Origin of the sequence: Nonomuraea glycinis (assembly GCF_035920485.1) — a bacterium.
Lineage (GTDB): Bacteria > Actinomycetota > Actinomycetes > Streptosporangiales > Streptosporangiaceae > Nonomuraea > Nonomuraea glycinis.
On sequence record NZ_CP109166.1, the window covers coordinates 8,389,067 to 8,407,874 of the forward strand.

The 18,808-nt window shown below is 71.2% G+C and carries 17 protein-coding genes; 8 read left to right on the plus strand and 9 right to left on the minus strand.

Going from position 1 to position 18,808, the window contains the following annotated elements; all coding sequences use genetic code 11:
- The first annotated feature begins 143 nt into the window (after positions 1-143).
- Both OHA68_RS39450 and OHA68_RS39455 read left to right on the plus strand, forming a co-directional pair.
- Positions 144-2,282 carry an elongation factor G-like protein EF-G2 gene (locus tag OHA68_RS39450; protein WP_407674390.1) on the plus strand — a complete coding sequence of 713 codons (2,139 nt, stop codon included), beginning with the start codon at positions 144-146 and terminating at the stop codon, positions 2,280-2,282.
- 122 nt (positions 2,283-2,404) lie between these two features.
- Complete coding sequence (locus OHA68_RS39455; protein ID WP_327104778.1) at positions 2,405-3,970, plus strand: glycoside hydrolase family 10 protein; 1,566 nt, start codon at positions 2,405-2,407, stop codon at positions 3,968-3,970.
- Between the two features lie 9 nt (positions 3,971-3,979).
- Here OHA68_RS39455 and OHA68_RS39460 read toward each other — a convergent pair whose 3' ends face one another.
- A complete protein-coding gene (locus tag OHA68_RS39460) occupies positions 3,980-4,510 on the minus strand; it encodes an HIT family protein (protein ID WP_327104779.1) in 531 nt (176 codons plus the stop codon).
- 82 nt (positions 4,511-4,592) lie between these two features.
- Between OHA68_RS39460 and OHA68_RS39465 the strand changes: the two genes are divergently transcribed.
- Positions 4,593-5,156 carry an Asp23/Gls24 family envelope stress response protein gene (locus OHA68_RS39465; RefSeq protein ID WP_327104780.1) on the plus strand — a complete coding sequence of 188 codons (564 nt, stop codon included), beginning with the start codon at positions 4,593-4,595 and terminating at the stop codon, positions 5,154-5,156.
- 43 nt (positions 5,157-5,199) lie between these two features.
- Here the strand turns inward: OHA68_RS39465 and OHA68_RS39470 are convergent, their stop codons facing one another.
- The 5 genes from OHA68_RS39470 to OHA68_RS39495 all read right to left on the minus strand — a co-directional run bounded on the left by OHA68_RS39470 (position 5,200) and on the right by OHA68_RS39495 (position 10,709).
- On the minus strand, positions 5,200-5,673 hold the full coding sequence (locus OHA68_RS39470) for a hypothetical protein (protein WP_327104781.1): 474 nt from the start codon (positions 5,671-5,673) through the stop codon (positions 5,200-5,202).
- Between the two features lie 113 nt (positions 5,674-5,786).
- The gene (locus OHA68_RS39475) at positions 5,787-6,839 is read right to left on the minus strand and encodes an RNA polymerase subunit sigma-70 (RefSeq protein ID WP_327104782.1); all 1,053 of its coding nucleotides are present in this window, start codon (positions 6,837-6,839) and stop codon (positions 5,787-5,789) included.
- Between the two features lie 334 nt (positions 6,840-7,173).
- Positions 7,174-9,138, minus strand: a complete 1,965-nt coding sequence (thrS, locus tag OHA68_RS39485; RefSeq protein ID WP_327104783.1) for a threonine--tRNA ligase — start codon at positions 9,136-9,138, stop codon at positions 7,174-7,176.
- Between the two features lie 38 nt (positions 9,139-9,176).
- A complete protein-coding gene (locus OHA68_RS39490) occupies positions 9,177-9,782 on the minus strand; it encodes a glycoside hydrolase family 25 protein (RefSeq protein WP_327104784.1) in 606 nt (201 codons plus the stop codon).
- A gap of 30 nt (positions 9,783-9,812) precedes the next feature.
- Positions 9,813-10,709 carry a TIGR03564 family F420-dependent LLM class oxidoreductase gene (locus OHA68_RS39495; protein ID WP_327104785.1) on the minus strand — a complete coding sequence of 299 codons (897 nt, stop codon included), beginning with the start codon at positions 10,707-10,709 and terminating at the stop codon, positions 9,813-9,815.
- A 104-nt stretch (positions 10,710-10,813) separates the two neighbouring features.
- On the opposite strand from OHA68_RS39495, the gene pgm reads away from it, so the two are divergent.
- Complete coding sequence (gene pgm, locus OHA68_RS39500; protein WP_327104786.1) at positions 10,814-12,445, plus strand: phosphoglucomutase (alpha-D-glucose-1,6-bisphosphate-dependent); 1,632 nt, start codon at positions 10,814-10,816, stop codon at positions 12,443-12,445.
- A gap of 101 nt (positions 12,446-12,546) precedes the next feature.
- Here the strand turns inward: pgm and OHA68_RS39505 are convergent, their stop codons facing one another.
- A complete protein-coding gene (locus OHA68_RS39505) occupies positions 12,547-13,236 on the minus strand; it encodes a DUF2786 domain-containing protein (RefSeq protein WP_189143705.1) in 690 nt (229 codons plus the stop codon).
- 21 nt (positions 13,237-13,257) lie between these two features.
- Positions 13,258-14,496 (minus strand): hypothetical protein, encoded by a 1,239-nt coding sequence (locus OHA68_RS39510; protein ID WP_327104787.1) that lies wholly within the window; start codon positions 14,494-14,496, stop codon positions 13,258-13,260.
- Positions 14,497-14,727: 231 nt separating this feature from the next.
- Here OHA68_RS39510 and OHA68_RS39515 point away from each other — a divergent pair, with 231 nt between their 5' ends.
- The 3 genes from OHA68_RS39515 (at position 14,728) to OHA68_RS39525 (ending at position 16,690) form a co-directional block, all read left to right on the plus strand.
- A complete protein-coding gene (locus OHA68_RS39515) occupies positions 14,728-15,006 on the plus strand; it encodes a hypothetical protein (protein ID WP_189143703.1) in 279 nt (92 codons plus the stop codon).
- A gap of 108 nt (positions 15,007-15,114) precedes the next feature.
- Complete coding sequence (locus OHA68_RS39520; RefSeq protein WP_189143702.1) at positions 15,115-16,284, plus strand: cytochrome P450; 1,170 nt, start codon at positions 15,115-15,117, stop codon at positions 16,282-16,284.
- Positions 16,285-16,414: 130 nt separating this feature from the next.
- Positions 16,415-16,690, plus strand: a complete 276-nt coding sequence (locus tag OHA68_RS39525; RefSeq protein ID WP_189143701.1) for a DUF4031 domain-containing protein — start codon at positions 16,415-16,417, stop codon at positions 16,688-16,690.
- 70 nt (positions 16,691-16,760) lie between these two features.
- On the opposite strand, the gene OHA68_RS39530 is transcribed toward OHA68_RS39525, so the two are convergent.
- Positions 16,761-17,351, minus strand: coding sequence for an HD domain-containing protein (locus OHA68_RS39530; protein WP_327104788.1), 591 nt, complete (start codon positions 17,349-17,351; stop codon positions 16,761-16,763).
- Between the two features lie 193 nt (positions 17,352-17,544).
- Here OHA68_RS39530 and OHA68_RS39535 point away from each other — a divergent pair, with 193 nt between their 5' ends.
- Positions 17,545-18,780: an alpha-hydroxy acid oxidase gene (locus OHA68_RS39535; RefSeq protein ID WP_327104789.1), complete on the plus strand. Its 1,236-nt coding sequence runs from the start codon at positions 17,545-17,547 to the stop codon at positions 18,778-18,780.
- The last annotated feature ends 28 nt before the right edge of the window (positions 18,781-18,808 follow it).

Sequence of the window (18,808 nt, forward strand, 5' to 3'; positions counted from 1 at the left end):
GGCGGCCGACGACTTTCTTTGCTTCACCCCTCTTGTGATATCCGCCACAGGGGTATTTGGTGAACACACCGCGTCCATGCGGTCCTGATCCCCTCCGTGCGGGCGCGGCGTTGGCACGCACAACGACGACGCGGGAGGCGGATGTGGCGGAGAAGCACGCAACCGGTGCCATGGGAGCCGCGGGCAGGGCACCAGCGGCCGACAGGGCGGACGCGATACGCAATGTCGTCCTGGTCGGCCACTCAGGATCGGGCAAGACCACCCTGGTCGAGCAGCTCCTGGCCGCCACCGGCACGATCCAGCGCACCGGCCGGGTGGAGGACGGCAACACCGTCAGCGACTTCGACGAGGTCGAGGTCCGCCAGCAGCGCTCGGTCAACCTCACCCTGGCGCCGCTCACGTACACCGGTATCAAGATCAATCTCCTGGACACTCCCGGCTACGCCGACTTCGTGGGCGACCTGCGCGCCGGGCTGCGCGCCGCCGACGCCGCCCTGTTCGTCGTGTCCGCCTGCGACGGCGTCGACGGCCTGACGCGGATGCTGTGGGAGGAGTGCGCCCAGGTCGGCATGCCCAGAGCCGTCGTGATCACCAAGATCGACCACCAGCGGGCGGACTTCGACGAGGTGCTGGCCACCTGCCAGGGCGCCTTCGGCGACGGGGTCGCCCCCCTCTACCTGCCGGTGATCACCAACGGGCATGTGAACGGCCTGATCGGGCTGCTGACGCAGAAGTTCTACAACTACGCCACCGGCTCCCGCACCGAGAAGGACCCGGGGACGGAATATCAGGCCCAGATCGAGGAGCATCGCGGCGTCCTGCTCGAAGGGATCATCCAGGAGAGCGAGGACGAGTCGCTCATGGAGCGCTACCTCGAAGGGGAGGAGATCGACACCGGCGTCCTCATCGACGACCTGGAGAAGGCCGTCGCCCGGGGCAGCTTCTACCCCGTGCTCTGCACCGGGCTCGGCGTCGGCGCGACCGAGCTGCTGGAGCTCATCACCCAGGGGTTCCCCGCCCCGCTCGAACACCCGATGCCCGAGATCACCACCCTCGACGGCAAGCCGGTCCAGGGCATCTCCTGCGACGCCGAGGGCCCGCTGGTCGCCGAGGTCGTCAAGACCACCAGCGACCCGTACGTGGGCCGCATCAGTCTGGTCCGCATCTTCTCCGGCACCCTGCGGCCCGACATGACCGTGCACGTCTCCGGGCACGGCCTGGCCGACCGCGGGCACGAGGACCATGACGTCGACGAGCGCATCGGCGCCCTGACCTGCCCCCTGGGCAAGCAGCAGCGCGGTGCGGCCAAGGGCGTGGCCGGCGACATCATCGCCGTCGCCAAGCTGTCCAGGGCCGAGACCGGCGACACGCTCTCCGACGTCGACCGGCCCCTGCTGATGACCCCCTGGAGCATGCCGGAGCCGCTGCTGCCGATCGCGATCCGCGCCAAGTCCAAGGCCGACGAGGACAAGCTCTCCCAGGCGCTGGGCCGGCTGGTGGCCGAGGATCCGACCCTGCGCCTGGAGAACAACCCCGAGACCCGCCAGCTCGTGCTGTGGTGCATGGGCGAGGCCCACACCGACGTGCTGCTGGACCGCCTGTCCAAACGCCACGGCGTCGAGGTCGAGCGGGTCGAGCTGCGGGTGCCGCTGCGCGAGACGTTCGGCGGCAAGTGCCAGGCGATGGGCCGCAACGTCAAGCAGACCGGCGGCCACGGCCAGTACGCCATCTGCCACCTCGAGGTCGAGCCGCTGCCGTCCGGCGGCGGGTTCCAGTTCGTCGACAAGATCGTCGGCGGCGTGGTGCCCAGGCAGTTCATCCCGTCGGTGGAGAAGGGCGTACGGGCGCAGATGGAGCGGGGCGTCGTCGCCGGCTACCCGATGGTGGACGTGCGCGTCACCCTGTACGACGGCAAGGCGCACTCGGTGGACTCCTCCGACATGGCCTTCCAGATCGCCGGCCAGCTCGCGCTGAAGGAGGCCGCCTCCAAGGTGTCGACGCTGCTGCTGGAGCCGGTGGACGAGCTGTCGGTGCTGGTCGCCGACGACCACGTCGGTGCGGTGATGTCCGACCTGTCCGCGCGCCGCGGGCGGGTGCTGGGCACCGAGCCGGTCGGCACCGGACGCACCCTGGTCAAGGCCGAGGTGCCGGAGCTGGAGCTCACCCGCTACGCGATCGACCTGCGGTCCATGTCGCACGGCACCGGGAGCTTCCACCGCGCGTTCCTGCGCTACGAGCCGCTGCCGCAGCATCTGGCGGGCAAGGTGGCGGAGACGGAGTGAGCGGGGGCCGGGAGGGTCATCCCTCCCGGCCCACGCCTACCGTTTCATCACAGGAGCATCACAAATCGATTTCCTTTTTCCGTACAGAGCATGCCGGACCTGATGTCACACTGGGTGGCATTATGCGAACCGGACGCCCACTCCTAGCCGTTGCCGCCCTCGCGATCGTCTCCACCAGTGCCGCCTACGCCTTCGGCCCCGGAGCTGACCAGAGCACGGCGGCCACCGCGGCCAAGAAGAAGACGACCGAGACGGTGGAGACCGCCGCCTGCACGGCCGACGCCCGATACCCCAAACGACAACTGCGCGGGGTGTGGATCGCCACCGTCCAGAACATCGACTGGCCCTCCCGTACGGGCCTGGCGGTCGAGCGCCAGAAGGCCGAGTACGTCAAGTTGCTCGACGCTGCCGCCCAGCGCCGGCTCAACGCGGTCTTCGTGCAGGTCCGGCCGGCCGCCGACGCGATCTACAAGTCGTCGATCGAGCCGTGGTCGCGCTTCCTCACCGGCACCGCGGGCAAGGACCCGGGCTGGGACCCGCTGCCGTTCCTCATCCAGGAGTCGCGCAAGCGGGGCATGGAGTTCCACGCCTGGTTCAACCCGTACCGCGCCTCCTACGACGCGGACGTCTCCAAGCTTCCGTCGAACCACCCCGCGCGCCGGCACCCGGACTGGACCGTCAAATACGGCGACCGCGTCTATTTCAACCCCGGCCTGCCGCAGGTCCGCGACCATGTCATCAAGGTCGTCACCGACGTCGTGAAGAGGTACGACATCGACGGCGTGCACTTCGACGACTACTTCTACCCCTACCCGGCGCAGGGCGCTACGTTCGACGACGCCGCCGCCTTTACAAAGTATGGCAAGGGCAAGAAGCTGGCCGACTGGCGCCGCCAGAACGTCAACAAGCTCATCGCCGAGGTCGACAAGGCCGTCCACGCCACCAAGGGGCACGTCAAGTTCGGCGTCAGCCCGTTCGGCATCTGGCGCAACAAGTCCAACGACCCGAGCGGCTCCGACACCGGCGGCATGTCCGCCTACGACGCCATCTACGCCGACGCCCGCGCCTGGATCAAGGCCGGCACCGTCGACTACGTGATGCCCCAGCTCTACTGGTCGCGCGGCCACAAGACGGCCAGCTACCAGGCGCTCGCGCCCTGGTGGGCCGAGGCCGTCAAGGGGACCGACGTCCACCTCTACATCGGCCAGGCCCTCTACCGGGTCGGCGCCAAGGACGAGCCCGCCTGGACCAAGCCGGGCGAGCTGCCGGCCCACCTGACGCTCAACCGCAAGCACAAGCAGATCGACGGCGACGTCTACTTCAGCGGCAAGCAACTGCTGACCAACCCGCTGGGCGCCATCGACCGGGTCGCCAAGGCGCACTACGGCCGCCCGGCCCTGCTCCCCCTCATGAAGGAGCGCGGCGGCCAGGCCCCGGCCGCGCCGTCGGGCGTCAAGGCAGCGGGCATGGCCGTGTCGTGGCCCGCCACGGCGGGAGCGCGCTCGTACGCCGTCTACCAGGTGCCGAAGTCCGGCAAGGACTGCCACACCACCGACGCCCGCAACCTGGTCGCCGTGGTGTCCGACCCGGCGTTCACCGCCACGTCCCCCGGCACCTACCTGGTGACGGCGCTGGACCGCCTGCACCACGAGAGCAAGGCGGTCAAGATCAAGGTGAAGGCGTCCTGATCGGCCCGGTCACCGCCAGGTGTCGGCGAGCAGCTGCCGCGTGTCGCGCAGCAGCTGCGGCAGCACCTTGGTCCGCGCGACCACCGGCATGAAGTTGGTGTCGCCGCCCCACCTCGGCACGATGTGCTGATGCAGGTGGGCGGCGATGCCCGCGCCCGCCACATGGCCGAGGTTCATGCCGACGTTGAAGCCCTGCGCGCCGCTGGCCGCGCGCAGCGCCCGCACCGACCGCTGGGTGAACTCCCCCAGCTCGCAGAGCTCCGCGCCGTCGAGCTCGTCGTAGTCCGACACGTGGCGGTAGGGCACGACCATCAGGTGGCCGGAGTTGTAGGGGTAGAGGTTGAGCACCGCGTAGACCACCTCGCCCCTGGCGACGACCAGGCCGTCCTCGTCGCTCATCTTAGGGATCGCGTCGAACGGGCAGCCGTCCTCCGGCCCCGACCCCGTCGGCTTGTTCTCGCCCTTGATGTAGGCCATCCGATGCGGGGTCCACAGACGCTGGAAGTTGTCCGGCTCCCCGGCTCCTGCCTGATCGTGCATATCTAGCAGCATAGAGCCACGGGTCAGCGGACAAACGGGGTGAACATCCGGCACAATCCAGACACGCCAGAAGGAGGCTGCCATGAGCGACGCCCTAGCCGAGCACACCGCCCCGACCGAGCCCACCGCCGACGACGACCTCCCCTCCGACAGCGCGCTCATCACCGCGCCCAACGGCTCCGCCGCACCGGACGGCGAACCTTCGCCGACTTCCAGACCGTACGGCGAACTCGCGCCGTCCTCCCCCGCCACCGCCGTCAAGGGACGGATCACGGTGGCCGACGAGGTGGTGGAGAAGGTCGCCGCCCTGGCCGCCCTGGAGGTGCCGGGCGTCGCCGACCTCGGCGGCGACTTCGCCCGCGCCCTGGAGTCGGTACGCGACCGCATCGGCATCGGAGCCCGGCGCGGCACCCAAGGGGTGAGCGCCCAGATCCAGGACCGCCAGGTGGGCATCGACCTGACCGTCGTGGTCGAGTACGGCCACGTCGTGATGGAGGTCGCCGGCGAGGTCAAGGCCAACGTCGCCGGCAGCGTCAGCCGGATGCTGGGCATGCGGGTCGTCGAGGTGAACGTGACGGTCGACGACGTCCGCCTCCCCGGCGAGGCCAGACCCAGCCCGGCCCCCGAGGAGGACGACCCGTTCTGACCCGCACCACCCCCGTGCGCGGGCTTACCGGCCCGCTCCGGTGTTACTTCAGCCGGGTCATGTTCGAGTCGTAGCCGCCACCGCCCGGGTAGATCCAGGCACCGGTGGCGGTGTCGCCGTCGGGACTGAAGGTGCCTCGGTAGTAGGCGGGTGAGCCCTTTTCCCCGCCCCAGATGGTCAGCGTGTCGCCGTCGAGTTCGTACACGTAGTCGAAGGTGTTGCCCTGGTTGTCGTAGAAGCGGGACTTGATGTCCGCGCCGGGCCGCTCCGCGCCGAAGGGGCGCTCCCGGCCGATCATCTCCACGCCGCTGATCCGCCGGCCGTACTGCTCGAAGTCGACCTCCTGGATGAGGAAGAAGCCGCCGTCGAGCCAGCGGTAGGTGACGGTGCCCTCGGCGCCGCCGGTCACCCGCCAGGTGCCCACCAGCCGGTCCAGGGCCTTGAGCTGAGCGTCCGGCTGAGCCGTGTCGGCGGCGGTGCTGTCGGTGGTGGTGTCGGTGGTGGTGTGCTCGGTCATGTCGGTGATCCCTTTGGTTCGTCGTTTCAACCGGTGTCGCCCATATGACCGGAGGGCGCGGCGAAAGGAATCGGCCCGGAGGGATAATTCAGGAAATTTCCTTTTTTCGCTGGTCAGAGGGTGTCCGGGAGGCCGAAGGCGGGGAGCACCTCCGGGGCGAACGTGGTGATCTCCGCGATCAGCCCGTCCTCGATGCGCACCACATCGAGATTGACCGCCGTGAACGCGGTCTCGCCACCGCGCCGGACATAGTTGGCGACCGCGGGCCGCCGGTTGGCGAAGGTGAGGATGGACCGCCACTCGCCCCACGCCTGCGCCCCCTCCACGACCGGACGCCACATGTCCAGGATCGCCTCGCGCCCGGCGTACAGCAGAGCCGCGGGCGGCATCGCCTGACGGGCGTCCTCGCGGAGCAGCGCGGCCAGGCTCACCAGGTCGCCCTCCTCCGAGGCCCGCATGTAGCGCCGCAGCACCGCCCGCTCCTCCTCGCTCGGCTCGCTCGCCGGGCCCCACTGGGAGCGCCGCTCGGGCAGGTGCAGGCGGAGGGTCGCCCTGGCCCGCTGCAGGGCGCTCTTGACCGCCGCCACGCTCATCTCCAGCGCTCCCGCGGTCTCCTCGGCCGGCCAGCCCGCCACGTCACGCAGGATGAGCACCGCCCGCTGACGCGGCGGCAGATGCTGGATGGCGGCCAGGTAGGCGAGCTCGACCGTCTCCCTGGAGACCACGAGCGCGTCCGGCTCCCCGTCGCCCGGCCCCGCCAGGTCCAGCAACCGATCAGGGTAGGGCTGCAGCCACGGCACCTCCGCCAGTGCCGATCGCTCGCCGCCCTCCATGGTCACCACGACCTCACGCGAGCGAGCCGGGCCGGACAGGGCATCGAGGCACACATTCGTGGCGATCCGGTAGAGCCACGCCCTGAACGTCGAACGCCCCTCGAACGTCTCCCGCCCGCGCCACGCCTTCAGCAGCGCCTCCTGCACCATGTCCTCGGCCTCGACGTAGGACCCGAGCATCCGGTAGCAGTGCACCTGCACCTCATGCCGATAGCGCTCGGCCAGCTCGGCGAACGCCACCTGATCGCCCGCCCGAATCGCCTCGACACCCTCGCCCGCTTGGGCCGCCCCCTGTGGCCGCGTCCCCACGCCGGCCCCCGATTCGCCATTCACGCCGGCCATCGTAAGCCCCGGGTCCGACGGATTCGGGCTTGACCGGCTCAGGGTGACGGTCATGGCTGAGCAACTCGCACCCATGCCCGCCGACTGGCGGCGCGCCCTGGCCGTGGTGGCGCACCCCGCCGATCTCGAGTACGGCTGCGCGGCGGCCGTGGCCACCTGGACCGGCGCGGGGCGGGAGATCTCCTACCTGCTCGCCACGCGCGGCGAGGCCGGCATCGACACGCTCGAACCGGCCCAGGCCCGACCGAGCGATCCCGGCTGCCCCCGTCGCTTCGAGGAGGCAGCCGTGCGCGGCGGGCCGGACCCGCGAAGGGCCTCGCCGCGGTCAGACCTGGACGCGGCGCTCCACGGCGTCGATGATCTCGGCGATCGCCTCGTCCACCGGGACGCCGTTCTTCTGCTCGCCGTTGCGGTAGCGGAAGGACACCGCGCCGTTGGCGATGTCGTCGTCGCCCGCGAGCAGCATGAACGGCACCTTGGCCTTCTGCGCGTTGCGGATCTTCTTCTGCATCCGGTCGTCGGCCACGTCCACCTCGACCCGGATGCCGCGCTCGCGCAGCCGCTTGGCGATGTCCTGGAGGTAGGGGGCGTGGGCGTCGGCGATCGGGATGCCGACCGCCTGGACCGGGGACAGCCAGGGCGGGAACGCGCCGGCGTAGTGCTCGGTGAGCACGCCGAGGAAGCGCTCGATCGAGCCGAACAGCGCCCGGTGGATCATGACGGGCGTCTGGCGGCTGCCGTCGGCGGCCTGGTATTCGAGCTCGAACCGCTTGGGCTGGTTGAGGTCGAGCTGGATGGTGGACAGCTGCCAGGTGCGGCCGATCGCGTCCTTGGCCTGGACCGAGATCTTGGGGCCGTAGAAGGCGGCGCCGCCCGGGTCGTCGACCAGCTCCAGCCCGGACTGCTCGGCCGTCTGGCGCAGCGCGGCGGTGGCCTCGTCCCAGTCGGCCGGGTCGCCGATGAACTTGTCGGAGTCGTCGCGGGTGGACAGCTCCAGGTAGAACTCCGCCAGGCCGAAGTCGCGCAGCACGCTGAGCACGAAGGTGAGCAGGCTCTTGATCTCGCCGACCATCTGCTCGCGGGTGCAGTAGATGTGCGAGTCGTCCTGCGTCATGCCGCGCACCCGGGTCAGGCCGTGCACCACGCCCGACTTCTCGTAGCGGTAGACCGAGCCGAACTCGCACAGCCGCAGCGGCAGCTCACGGTAGGAACGCCCGCGCGCCCGGAAGATCAGGTTGTGCATCGGGCAGTTCATCGGCTTGACGCGGTATTCGATGCCCTCCAGCTCGAAGGGCGGGAACATGTCCTCGGCATACCACGGCAGGTGACCGGAGGTCTCGAACAGCGTCGACTTGGTGATGTGCGGGGTGTTGACGAACTCGTAGCCCGCCTCGCCCTGCCGCCTGCGCATGTAATCTTCCATCTCCTTGCGGATGATCCCGCCCTTGGGATGGAAGATCGGCAGCCCGCTGCCCAGCTCCGGCGGGAAGCTGAACAGGTCCAGCTCCGCGCCGAGCTTGCGGTGGTCGCGCTTCTCGGCCTCCTCCAGCAGCTTGAGGTAGTCGTCCTGCTTGTCGCGGGACTCCCAGGCGGTGCCGTAGATGCGCTGGAGCTGCGGGTTCTTCTCGCTGCCGCGCCAGTAGGCGCCGCCGGAGCGCATCAGCTTGAAGGCGGGGATGGACCGGGTCGACGGCACGTGCGGGCCGCGGCACAGGTCCTTCCAGCGCAGGTCGCCGGTCTTGGCGTCGAGGTTGTCGTAGATGGTCAGCTGCCCCGCGCCGACCTCCACCGACTCCTCGTCCGCGGCGCCGCCCTTGAGCCCGATGAGCTCCAGTTTGTACGGCTCGGCGGCGAGCTCCTGGCGGGCCTCGTCGTCGGTCACGGCCCGGCGGGAGAACAGCTGGCCCTGCTTGACGATCTCGCGCATGCGCTTCTCGATGCGCTTGATGTCGTCGGGGTGGAAGGCCTGGGCGACGTCGAAGTCGTAGTAGAACCCGTTGTCGACCGGCGGGCCGATGCCCAGCTTGGCCTCGGGGAACAGCTCCTGCACCGCCTGCGCCATGACGTGCGCGGTGGAGTGGCGGACGATCGCCCTGCCCTGCTCGCTGGAGATCTCGATGGGCTCGACCACGTCGCCCTGCTCCAGCGGCCAGGCCAGGTCGCGGGCCTCGCCGTTGACCTGGGCGGCGATGACGGCGCGGCCGTCGGCCTCCAGCGCCTCGCCGGCCGTCGTGCCGGCCTCGACCACACGCTCGGCTCCGGCGAGGGTGATGCGTAGCTCGGCTGACACGATGGCTCCCTTGGATAGCACGAGATGGTGATCCGATGCTATCGCGGGTCGAACCCCAGCCTGGTCAGGTCCCGGCGGCTGCCGTGGAACACGTTACGGTCGACGGGGCTGTTGGCGTGCTGGTGGATCGTCCAGTCCTGCCAGGGCCGGGGCACCTCGGGCCTGCCGCGCTGGCTGTGCGGGCTGGCGATCCAGAGCGGATAGCGCTCCAGCCCGGCGCAGTGACCCGCGGCCGCGAAGGAGTGGAAGGTGTAGATGAACGGGCGCACGCCCGAGCGCCGTTCGACGACGTGGCACCAGCGGCGGGCGTAGCGGGCGACCTCCTCGGGCCGCTGCCCGTCGGCGGTCTCCAGGTCGAGCGCGATCAGGTCGCCGCGGCGCAGCCCGCCCGCCGCCCTGACGGTGTGCAGGAAGTGGCGTGCCTGCTCGCCGGGGTCGCCTTTGGGGCGGGCGAAGTGGTAGGCGCCGCAGACGATCCAGCTCTCCCGCATGCCGTCCCAGTTGCGGGCGAACCACCGGTCGGTGAAGTCGCCTCCCTCGGTGGCCTTGGCGAAGGCGAACGCCACTCCGGACCGGGCGTGCCCGCCCCAGTCGACGGAGCCCTGCCAGTTGGACACGTCTATGCCGTGCAGCAAGCCCTTCATCGTGCCGGAGTTTATGGCGACGTCACCTGGTCAGCCCTTCGACGCGCCGATCAGCACGTCGCGAGTGCGCCGGCGGTCGCCCAACACGGCGGCCACGAAGTCGGTGACGCCGGCCTCGGCGAGCTGGTCGATCTGGGCACGGACGGAGGACTCGTCGCCGACGATCGCCACGTCCCCGGGACCGGCCGCGCCCTCCCGGTCCAGCATGGCGCGGTAGGAGGGGAGCTGGCCGTACACCTCGAAGATCTCGTTGACGCGGGCCCTGGCGGCGTCGGGGTCGTCGGTGACGCTGACGGGCAGCTCGCAGACGATGCGCGGCGGCTCGCGGCCGGCCTCGGCGGCGGCCGCGTTGATCGTGGGCGCGATGTGGTCGGCGACGGTCTTGGGGCCGGTCATCCAGAGCACGGTGCCGTCGGCCACGGTGCCCGCCAGCTTGAGCATGCGCGGGCCGAGCGCGGCGATGAGCACCGGGAAGCCGGCGCCCGGCGTGCCGAGCCGGATATTGGCCTTCACGGTCTCGCCGGTGTAGTCGACCTGCTCGCCGCGGGAGGCGGGCAGGAGGACGTTCAGATACTCCGTCATGTGCCGGGCGGGCTTGTCGTAGCTGTAGCCGTACATGTTCTCGATCACGACCTGGTGCGAGAGCCCGATGCCGAGCGTCAGCCGCCCGCCCAGGGCGGCGTTGACGGTCATCGCCTGCTGGGCGAGCGCGGCCGGGTGGCGCGGGTAGACGGGCACCACCGCGGTGCCGAGCTCGATCGCGTGCCCGCGGCCGGCGACGGCCAGCGCGGTGAGCGCGTCGACGCCGAAGATGTGGGACGACCACGCCGAGTCGAAGCCGTCAGCGGCGGCCTGGGCGATCGTGTCGCTCAGCTCGGCGAGCGGATCGTCGCCGGTGGGCTCATTGAGCAGCAGTCCGAATCGCATGGCTCCAGAACTCCATTCGGTTGGCTCAGGCGAGTGTAACGCCGATCATGTACGCGAGCGGGTGTCGACCCGGCCGTCCTGGCGGAGATTTGTACAGTGGCCCCATGACCGACGAACGCGCGGGACAACCCGCTCAGCCCGCCGACCTGGTCGACGTCTCCAGGCTGGTGACCGCCTACTACGCGCTCCATCCGGACCCCGGCGAGGTGGCCCAGCGGGTGGCGTTCGGCACGTCGGGGCATCGCGGCTCCTCGCTGAACGCGGCGTTCAACGAGGACCACATCCTGGCCACCAGCCAGGCCATCTGCGACTACCGGCAGGCGCAGGGCACCGACGGGCCGCTCTACCTGGGCGTCGACACGCACGCGCTGTCGGAGCCCGCGCGGGTGTCGGCGCTGGAGGTGCTGGCGGCCAACGGGGTGCGGGTGCTGATCGACTCCCGCGACGGCTACACGCCGACGCCCGCGGTGTCGCACGCGATCCTCACCCACAACCGGGGCCGCGCGTCCGGCCTGGCCGACGGCGTGGTGATCACGCCGTCGCACAACCCGCCGGCCGACGGTGGCTTCAAGTACAACCCGCCGGACGGCGGGCCCGCCGGCACCGAGATCACCTCGTGGATCCAGGACCGCGCCAACGAGCTGCTCGCGCAGGGCCTGAAGGGGGTGCGCCGGGTCTCCTACGCCAAGGCCGTGGCGGCGGCGGGCCGTCACGACTTCATCGGCGCGTACGTGGACGACCTGCCGAACGTCGTGGACCTGGACGCGATCCGGGCCGCCGGGGTGCGGATCGGCGCCGACCCGCTGGGCGGCGCGAGCGTCGCCTACTGGGGGGAGATCGCCGAGCGGCACCGGCTCGACCTGACCGTGGTCAACCCGCTGGTCGATCCGACGTGGCGGTTCATGACGCTCGACTGGGACGGCAAGATCCGGATGGACTGCTCGTCGCCGCACGCCATGGCCTCGCTCATCGCCAATCGCGATAAATACGATATTTCCACGGGGAACGATGCCGACTCGGACCGGCACGGCGTCGTCACCCCCGACGGCGGCCTGCTGAACCCCAACCACTACCTGGCCGTCGCCATCTCCTACCTGTACGAGCACCGCGACGGCTGGCCGGGGGCGGCCGGGGTGGGCAAGACGATGGTCAGCAGCGGCATCATCGACCGGGTCGCCGCCTCGCTCGGGCGGCGCCTGTATGAGGTGCCGGTGGGCTTCAAATGGTTCGTGCCCGGTCTGCTGGACGGCTCGCTCGGCTTCGGCGGCGAGGAGAGCGCGGGGGCGTCGTTCCTGCGCCGGGACGGCTCGGTGTGGACGACGGACAAGGACGGGATCATCCTGGCGCTGCTGGCCTCGGAGATCCAGGCCGTCACCGGCCGCTCGCCCAGCGAGCACTACCGGTCGCTGACCTCGCGCCACGGCGAGCCCGCTTACGCCAGGGTGGACGCCCCGGCGACGCGGGAGGAGAAGGCGGTGCTGGCGAAACTGTCGGCCGACCAGGTGACCGCCTCCAGCCTGGCCGGCGAGCCGATCACCTCCGTGCAGACCTCGGCGCCCGGCAACGGGGCGGCCCTTGGCGGGGTCAAGGTCTCGACCGCGAGCGCCTGGTTCGCCGCGCGGCCGTCCGGCACCGAGGACGTCTACAAGATCTACGCCGAGTCGTTCCAGGGCCCGGACCACCTGGCGAAGGTCCAGCAGGAGGCCCGGACCCTGGTCTCCTCGACCCTGGGCTGAGGGCCGAGGCCGGTCCGGACGCCTCTGGCTGAGAGGGCGCGACGGCCGGCATCTGTGGTCCTGGGTTGACGGGCGGGTGGCGTGCTTGCCCCCGGCCGCCTTCAGGTGAGTTCGCGGGGGGCGTCGTGGTGGACGCGGGTGCGGCCGAGGTCGGCTCGGCGGCCCGCCGCCACGCCGTCGCCGTAGCCGCTGCCGCTGGTGCGGGGCACGCTGAGCCGGATGCGCGGGTAGGCCGCCGCCACCGCGCGCTCGACCTCGGCGTGCCGGTCCGCGAGGACGAGGGCGGTGCCCGCCACCGGCGCCTCGGCCTCGGCGCGCCGCTCGGCCTCGCGCAGCAGCCGGTAGACCTCGTCGGTGAAGCCGAGCAGCCACGACCGCCGGTAGGCCCGTACGGCCGTCACCTCACCCGGCGGCCGTACGCGGGCCAGGCCGGAGGCCATCTGCAGCAGCAGGGACGTGGCGAGCAGCTCCGCGCGCTCCAGATCGGCGGCGAAGCCGAACACGTGCACCCGGTGCCCGCCGTCGCCGCGCCCGATGAGCAGCGGGCGGCAGCGCAGCGCCTGGGCGACCAGGCTGACCAGCCGGGCCTTCTCCCCGGCCCAGGGGCCGGGGACGGTGACGATCCGGTCGCCAGGCGCCTGGCGGGGCCGCTCCGGGTCGAGGGAGTCGATACCGTACTTGGCCATGAGCGCGGACGCCGCCGCCATGAAGGCGGCCCGCTCGTGCTCGTTGTCCGTACGCTCGGCCTTGGCCAGCAGTTTCCTGACCCGCTCCAGCGTGCGTCCGCGCACCCGCTCCCCCGCTCCTGGGACCTATGACTTGGTCAGCACCCGCCCGTCGGCGGCGATGACCGGGAAGGTGCCGGTGTCGACGATGCCGTGCTGGTGGTAGAGCGCCTCGATGAGGGCGTGCGCCTGAGGCTCCAGCTTCCACAGCGAACGATACTCGCGCGCCGTGGTCAGCGAGATGCCGATCTCCTGGGCGATGTCGACCGTGCGGGGCACGATGCCCTTGGCGATCTGCCGGTCCCAGAACTCCCTGGACGCCCGCATCAGCGCCGCTCGCTGGGCGGTGTCGACGACCTGCGGGGTGGGGTCGAGGATCTCGACGTCCTCGTCCTCCTCGTCCACGAGCTGGGCCAGCGCCGGGGGCAGCGCGGGCCTGGCGGGCACCGGGTGGTGGTCGGCGTGCGGCTCCCACGGCACGCGCGGGTCGGCGTCGATGAGGGCGGAGGTGTTGTAGAGGGCGGCGATCTGGGCGAGCAACGCCTCCTGGCGGGTGGCGTCGACGGCCAGGCCGGTGTGCTCGACGGCCTGGTCCATGGCCTTGTCCAGCTTGGCCAGCGCGGCGCGGACCTTCCGCTCGGGGGCGCCGCCCTCGCGCAGCACCTTGGCCTGCTTGGCGGCCAGCGCGACGCGGGTGAGCCTGCGGTGCGCGTCGACCTCGCTCGCCGTACGGTCGCTGACCTCGGCGATGCCGAGCCTGACCAGCAGCCGCTCGGGGGTGAGACGCCAGTTGATCCGGCCGGTGCCGCGGATGCGGTGCCGCTCGATGGCCATGCCGCGCTCCCACAGCCAGGCGGCCACCAGCGGCGCGGCGAGCCTGAAGATCGCCTCGGGCAGGCTGTGCGCGTCCATGCTGGACAGCACCGCCGTGAGGCAGGTCAGAGCCCATACGGCGATGCCGTCGATGCCGGCGGAGTAGTTCTCGCGCATGTTGCGGCGGGCCCGTACGGCGGAGGTGATGATGGCCACTTCGATGAAGGCGAACAGCAGCAGCCGGAGGGGGCCGTCCAGGCCCAGCACGTCGCCGGAGAAGCGCCACATGCCCTGGGCGGAGACGCCGGTCGCGATGGACGCGGCGACGACGGTGAGTACGTCCTCGATGGGGCGGGGGGCGACGTAGCGGGCGACCAGCCAGGTCAGGGCGCGCCAGGCGACTCTGAGCACCAGGTAGGCCAGCACGAGGCCGACCAGGCTCAGGAGGGTGATGACAGCGGTCGCGAGTGGCTTGTCTGTGATGAAGGCAGTGATTTCCTCGAATGTGGGCATCAGTCACTATCCGTGAGGCTCAGGCTTGGGCTCTAAACGACGAGATCATCGCAGAATGTCGCCATCTTGTATGCCAAACACCGCCTGCTGCCCCACTTTGCCCGTCTTTCCCCATACGTCCCACCTGCATGATCAGTGCGCGGGACCGTACCAAAATCGCTTCTTGAGGACCGTCGCGCTCGCCGGGCCCGAGGCTCACAATGGAGGGGCGAATCGGCCCTAGGAGGGTTTGTGAGCAAGCGATCTCGCAGGCGCCGCGCGCTCACCGGTGGCGCGCTCGGCCCGCGGCCCGGTTTCGGGCCGGGCGAGCCGCACGAGCCCGGTGCGGATGATGATCCCCCGTTCGACGATCCCTTCGGCGGTGACGGCGGGGTGCGCGAGCCGCGCAGGCCCAAACCCGCGCCGCCGTCCATGACCATGGAGGCGCCGCCGCCCGAGCCGCCGCTGCGGGCCCGCGACCGGACACTGCCACCGCCCGGCGAGATGACCAGCGTGCTCACGCCAGGTTGAGATGAAATCTCGTCCTTCCGGAGGGGGCGCACCCTACCTATAAATGGGACCATCTATGGAGGGATTTATCCCAACATGGTGCGATGCATCCCAAATAGGACGGATTCGATGACTGACTCAGAGTTCCCCCTCGTCCAGTTCATGCGTGACGGGTTCGATCCCGACGCCGAGCTCGCGCGCATCCGCGCCGAGCAGCCCGTCTTCCCCATGGCCATTCCTGGCGGGCAGACGGTGTACCTGGTCACGCGGTGGGACGACGTGCGCAACGTGCTCGGCGACCATGAGCGTTTCAGCAACGACTTCGCCGGCGTGATCGGCCTGGGCTCCAGCCAGGAGGACCCCGGCGGCCTCGGCTTCCGCGACCCGCCCGAGCACACGCGGCTGCGCAGGTTCCTGACGCCCGAGTTCACCGTGCGCCGCCTGCGCCGGCTTGAGCCGCGCATCGAAGCCATGGTCGAGGAGCACCTGGACCGGATGGAGGCCAAGGGCTCCCCCGTCGACCTGATGGAGGAGTTCGCGCTGCCGCTCCCGTCGCTGGTCGTCTCCGAACTGCTCGGTGTTCCGTACGAGGACCGCGCCGACTTCGTGAAGATCAGCACGAACCGCTTCGACTTCACCGCCGGTCCGGAGGCGTCGCTGCAGGCGGTCAACGACGCGATGGCGTACCTGACGGAACTGGTGGCCCGCGAGCGGCGCAACCCCGGCGAGGGGCTGCTCGGCCAGTTGCTGCGCGACCACGGCGACGAGCTCGACGACCGGACGCTGGCCAGCATGGCCGACGGCCTGCTGACCGGTGGCCATGACACCAGCACCAGCATGCTCGCGCTCGGCACCCTGTGGCTGCTGGAGAACCCCGAGCAGGCCGCCAAGGTGCGCGAGGTCGACGGCTACGTCAACGACGTGGTCGAGGAGCTGCTGCGCTACATGACCGTCGTGCAGGTGGCCTTCCCCCGCTTCGCCCGCGACGACCTGGAGCTGCACGGGCAGCTGATCAAGAAGGGCGAGCTGGTGCTCTGCTCGCTGGCCGCCGCCAACCGCGACCCGAACCTGGGCGAGGACATGGACCAGGTCAGGCCGGGCCGCGCGACGGTGGGCTCGCACCTGTCGTTCGGGCACGGCATCCACCGCTGCCTCGGCGCGCCGCTGGCCCAGATGGAGATGCGCATCGCCTACCGGGGACTGCTGCGCCGCTTCCCCGGCCTGCACGTCGCCGGCGAGGTCCCCTGGCGCAAACTGGCCATCGTCTACGGCGTGGACAAGCTCCCCGTCGCCTGGTAGCCGAGCCACTTCGCGACCGCGACGACCGCGCCGCGAAGCCGCAGCCTCGGCGAGCTGACCGTACGCGGCAGGGTTCACGGGTGACCGCCCACCCGTGAACCCTGTTCGCGTGCGCCCTATCCTTGGCGTCGTGACCGTGCTCATCGACCCTCCCCACTGGCCCGGCCCGCGTGGGCTCATGTGGTCGCATCTGGTCAGTGACCTGTCCCATGCCGAGCTGCACGACTTCGCCGTACGACTGGGCGTGCCGGCGCGGGCGTTCGACCGGGATCACTACGACGTGCCGGAGAGCGTGCACGCACGGGCGGTGTCCCTGGGCGCGCATGCGGTCAGCTCCCGCGAGCTGCTACGCCGCCTGATCGACGCGGGCCTGCGCCGCCGCAAAGTCCACGGCGCGACAAGCTAGCGCGCCCCCTCATCACCGCACAGTTCGCAGCACCCGCCCTGGCGGCGTGCGGCCCGGGGCGCGTCGGGCGCTAAGGCGCCTGCTGCAGTGTCGTCAGCTCGGCGTTCATGTGGGCGCGTGCCCGCTCTTCCCACAGCTCCCGCGCCAGCGGGGTCCTGAAGAGCTCCGGTACGGCCAGCAACCGGCGCAGCACCTGGGCCCGGCCCTGCCGGAAGAGGTCGTCCGGTACGTGGGCGTACTCCTGGCGGATGGCGGCCGCGTACTCCTCGTAGCCGTCGCCGCCGAGCACGGCCAGGTCGGCGTCGCACAGGACGGCGCCGTCGCGGTCGGTGCCGGTGAGCGTGTCGTGCGCGGCGGTCAGCCGTACCAGGCGGGCCACCTCGGCGATCCGTGCGGCCGGCACCCCGCAGCGCGGCAGCCTGGACTGCGCGAGCTGGGCGCTGCGCTCCTCGTCCCAGCCGGGCCTGCCGTCGTAGACGGCGTCGTGGAACCAGGCCGCCAGCCGTACGGCGTGCGGGTCACCGGCCTGGTCGGCGAGCCGGTCGACGGCGGCGAGCACGGCGGCGAGGTGGGTGAGCGTGTGGTAGCGGCGATGGGGCTCCGACCAGCGGGCCACCAGCTCGGCGCCGACGGCCTCAGCCGCCGGCGACTCCCCTGCCACAACCCGCCACCCCGTCAGCACGGACCCTCAGCCCGCCGGCCCCTCAGCACGGGCCCGCACCCCGCCGGCCCGTCAGGCACGGGCCCACAACCCATCGGCTCGTCAGCACGGGCCCACGACCCATCCGCTCGTCAGCATGGGTCCACGATAGGGCCGCGGTCACGGGGAGACGCGCGGCCCCCGGCTTGCTAGCGTGGCGGGCATCGACGTGACATCGGGTGATCCTCGGCGGCTGCCTCGCTGGCGGGAGTTGCGGGCGTTCATGCCCGGGCGGCCGCGGCTGTTCCCGTCGCGGGAGCGGCGGCTGGCGCGGGCGGCCGACGTGGCCGATCTGCGGCGGCTGGCGGCGCGGCGGGCACCGCGCGTGGTGTTCGACTATGTGGACGGGGCCGCCGAGGGCGAGGTGTCACTGGCCAGGTCGGTGGAGGCGTTCGGGCGGGTGGAGTTCCGGCCGCGGGTGCTGCGTGACGTCGCGGAGGCGCCCACTTCGGTGGAGATTCTGGGCCGGCGGGCCGGGATGCCGGTGGTGCTGGCGCCGACGGGCTTCACCCGGATGATGCACCGGGAGGGCGAGCGGGCGGTGGCTCGGGCGGCGGCCAGGGCCTCGGTGCCCTACACCCTGTCCACGATGGGCACGACGACGGCCGCGGACGTCGCGGCGGCGGCGCCCGGCGGCTGGAACTGGTTCCAGCTCTACGTGGTGCGCGATCGGGGCCGCACCCGGGAGTCGCTGCGCCTGGCTCGGGCGGCGGGCATGGACGTGCTGGTGGTGACCGTGGACGTGCCGGTGGCGGGGGCGCGGCTGCGTGACGTACGGCACGGCATGACGATGCCGCCCTCCCTCCGCTGGGGCGGGGTCCTGCGGGCGGTGGGCCGGCCGGCCTGGTGGTTCGACTTCCTGACCAGCGAGCCGCTGCGTTTCGCCACCGTCGAGGGGGCGCCCGACGACCTGGCGGGGATCACGAACCTGCTGTTCGATCCGACGGTGACGATGCGGGATCTGTCGTGGATCCGGTCGGAGTGGGAGGGTCCGCTGCTGGTGAAGGGCGTGCAGCGGGTGGACGACGCCCAGGAGCTGGCCGCTCTGGGGGTGGACGGGGTGGTGGTCTCCAACCACGGCGGGCGTCAGCTCGACCGCTCCCCCACACCGCTGGAGCTGCTGCCGGAGGTGGCGGCTGCGGTGGGCGACCGTACCGAGGTGTTCCTGGACGGCGGCGTGCGCAGCGGCGCCGACGTGGCGGCCGCGGTCGCGCTGGGCGCCCGCGCCTGCTTCGTCGGCAGGGCTTACCTGTACGGCCTCATGGCGGGCGGTGAGCCGGGCGTGGACCGGGTGCTGCAGCTCATCCGCGCCGAGCTGGTGCGCACGCTGCAACTGCTGGGCGTCGGCGGAGTGGCCGGGCTGAACCAGGACGCGGTCCGCCTGCGCTAACGGCGGCACGCCACCCGTACATGGTCCG

What these genes read in the sequence shown, in the direction of transcription:
- OHA68_RS39495 (WP_327104785.1), bottom strand. Translation starts at nt 10,709, where the DNA reads ATGCGATTCGGACTGCTGCTCAATGAGCCCACCGGCGACGATCCGCTC.
- OHA68_RS39470 (WP_327104781.1), bottom strand. Translation starts at nt 5,673, where the DNA reads ATGACCGAGCACACCACCACCGACACCACCACCGACAGCACCGCCGCC.
- OHA68_RS39490 (WP_327104784.1), bottom strand. Translation starts at nt 9,782, where the DNA reads ATGAAGGGCTTGCTGCACGGCATAGACGTGTCCAACTGGCAGGGCTCC.
- OHA68_RS39520 (WP_189143702.1), top strand. Translation starts at nt 15,115, where the DNA reads ATGACTGACTCAGAGTTCCCCCTCGTCCAGTTCATGCGTGACGGGTTC.
- pgm (WP_327104786.1), top strand. Translation starts at nt 10,814, where the DNA reads ATGACCGACGAACGCGCGGGACAACCCGCTCAGCCCGCCGACCTGGTC.
- OHA68_RS39510 (WP_327104787.1), bottom strand. Translation starts at nt 14,496, where the DNA reads ATGCCCACATTCGAGGAAATCACTGCCTTCATCACAGACAAGCCACTC.
- OHA68_RS39455 (WP_327104778.1), top strand. Translation starts at nt 2,405, where the DNA reads ATGCGAACCGGACGCCCACTCCTAGCCGTTGCCGCCCTCGCGATCGTC.
- OHA68_RS39465 (WP_327104780.1), top strand. Translation starts at nt 4,593, where the DNA reads ATGAGCGACGCCCTAGCCGAGCACACCGCCCCGACCGAGCCCACCGCC.
- OHA68_RS39460 (WP_327104779.1), bottom strand. Translation starts at nt 4,510, where the DNA reads ATGCACGATCAGGCAGGAGCCGGGGAGCCGGACAACTTCCAGCGTCTG.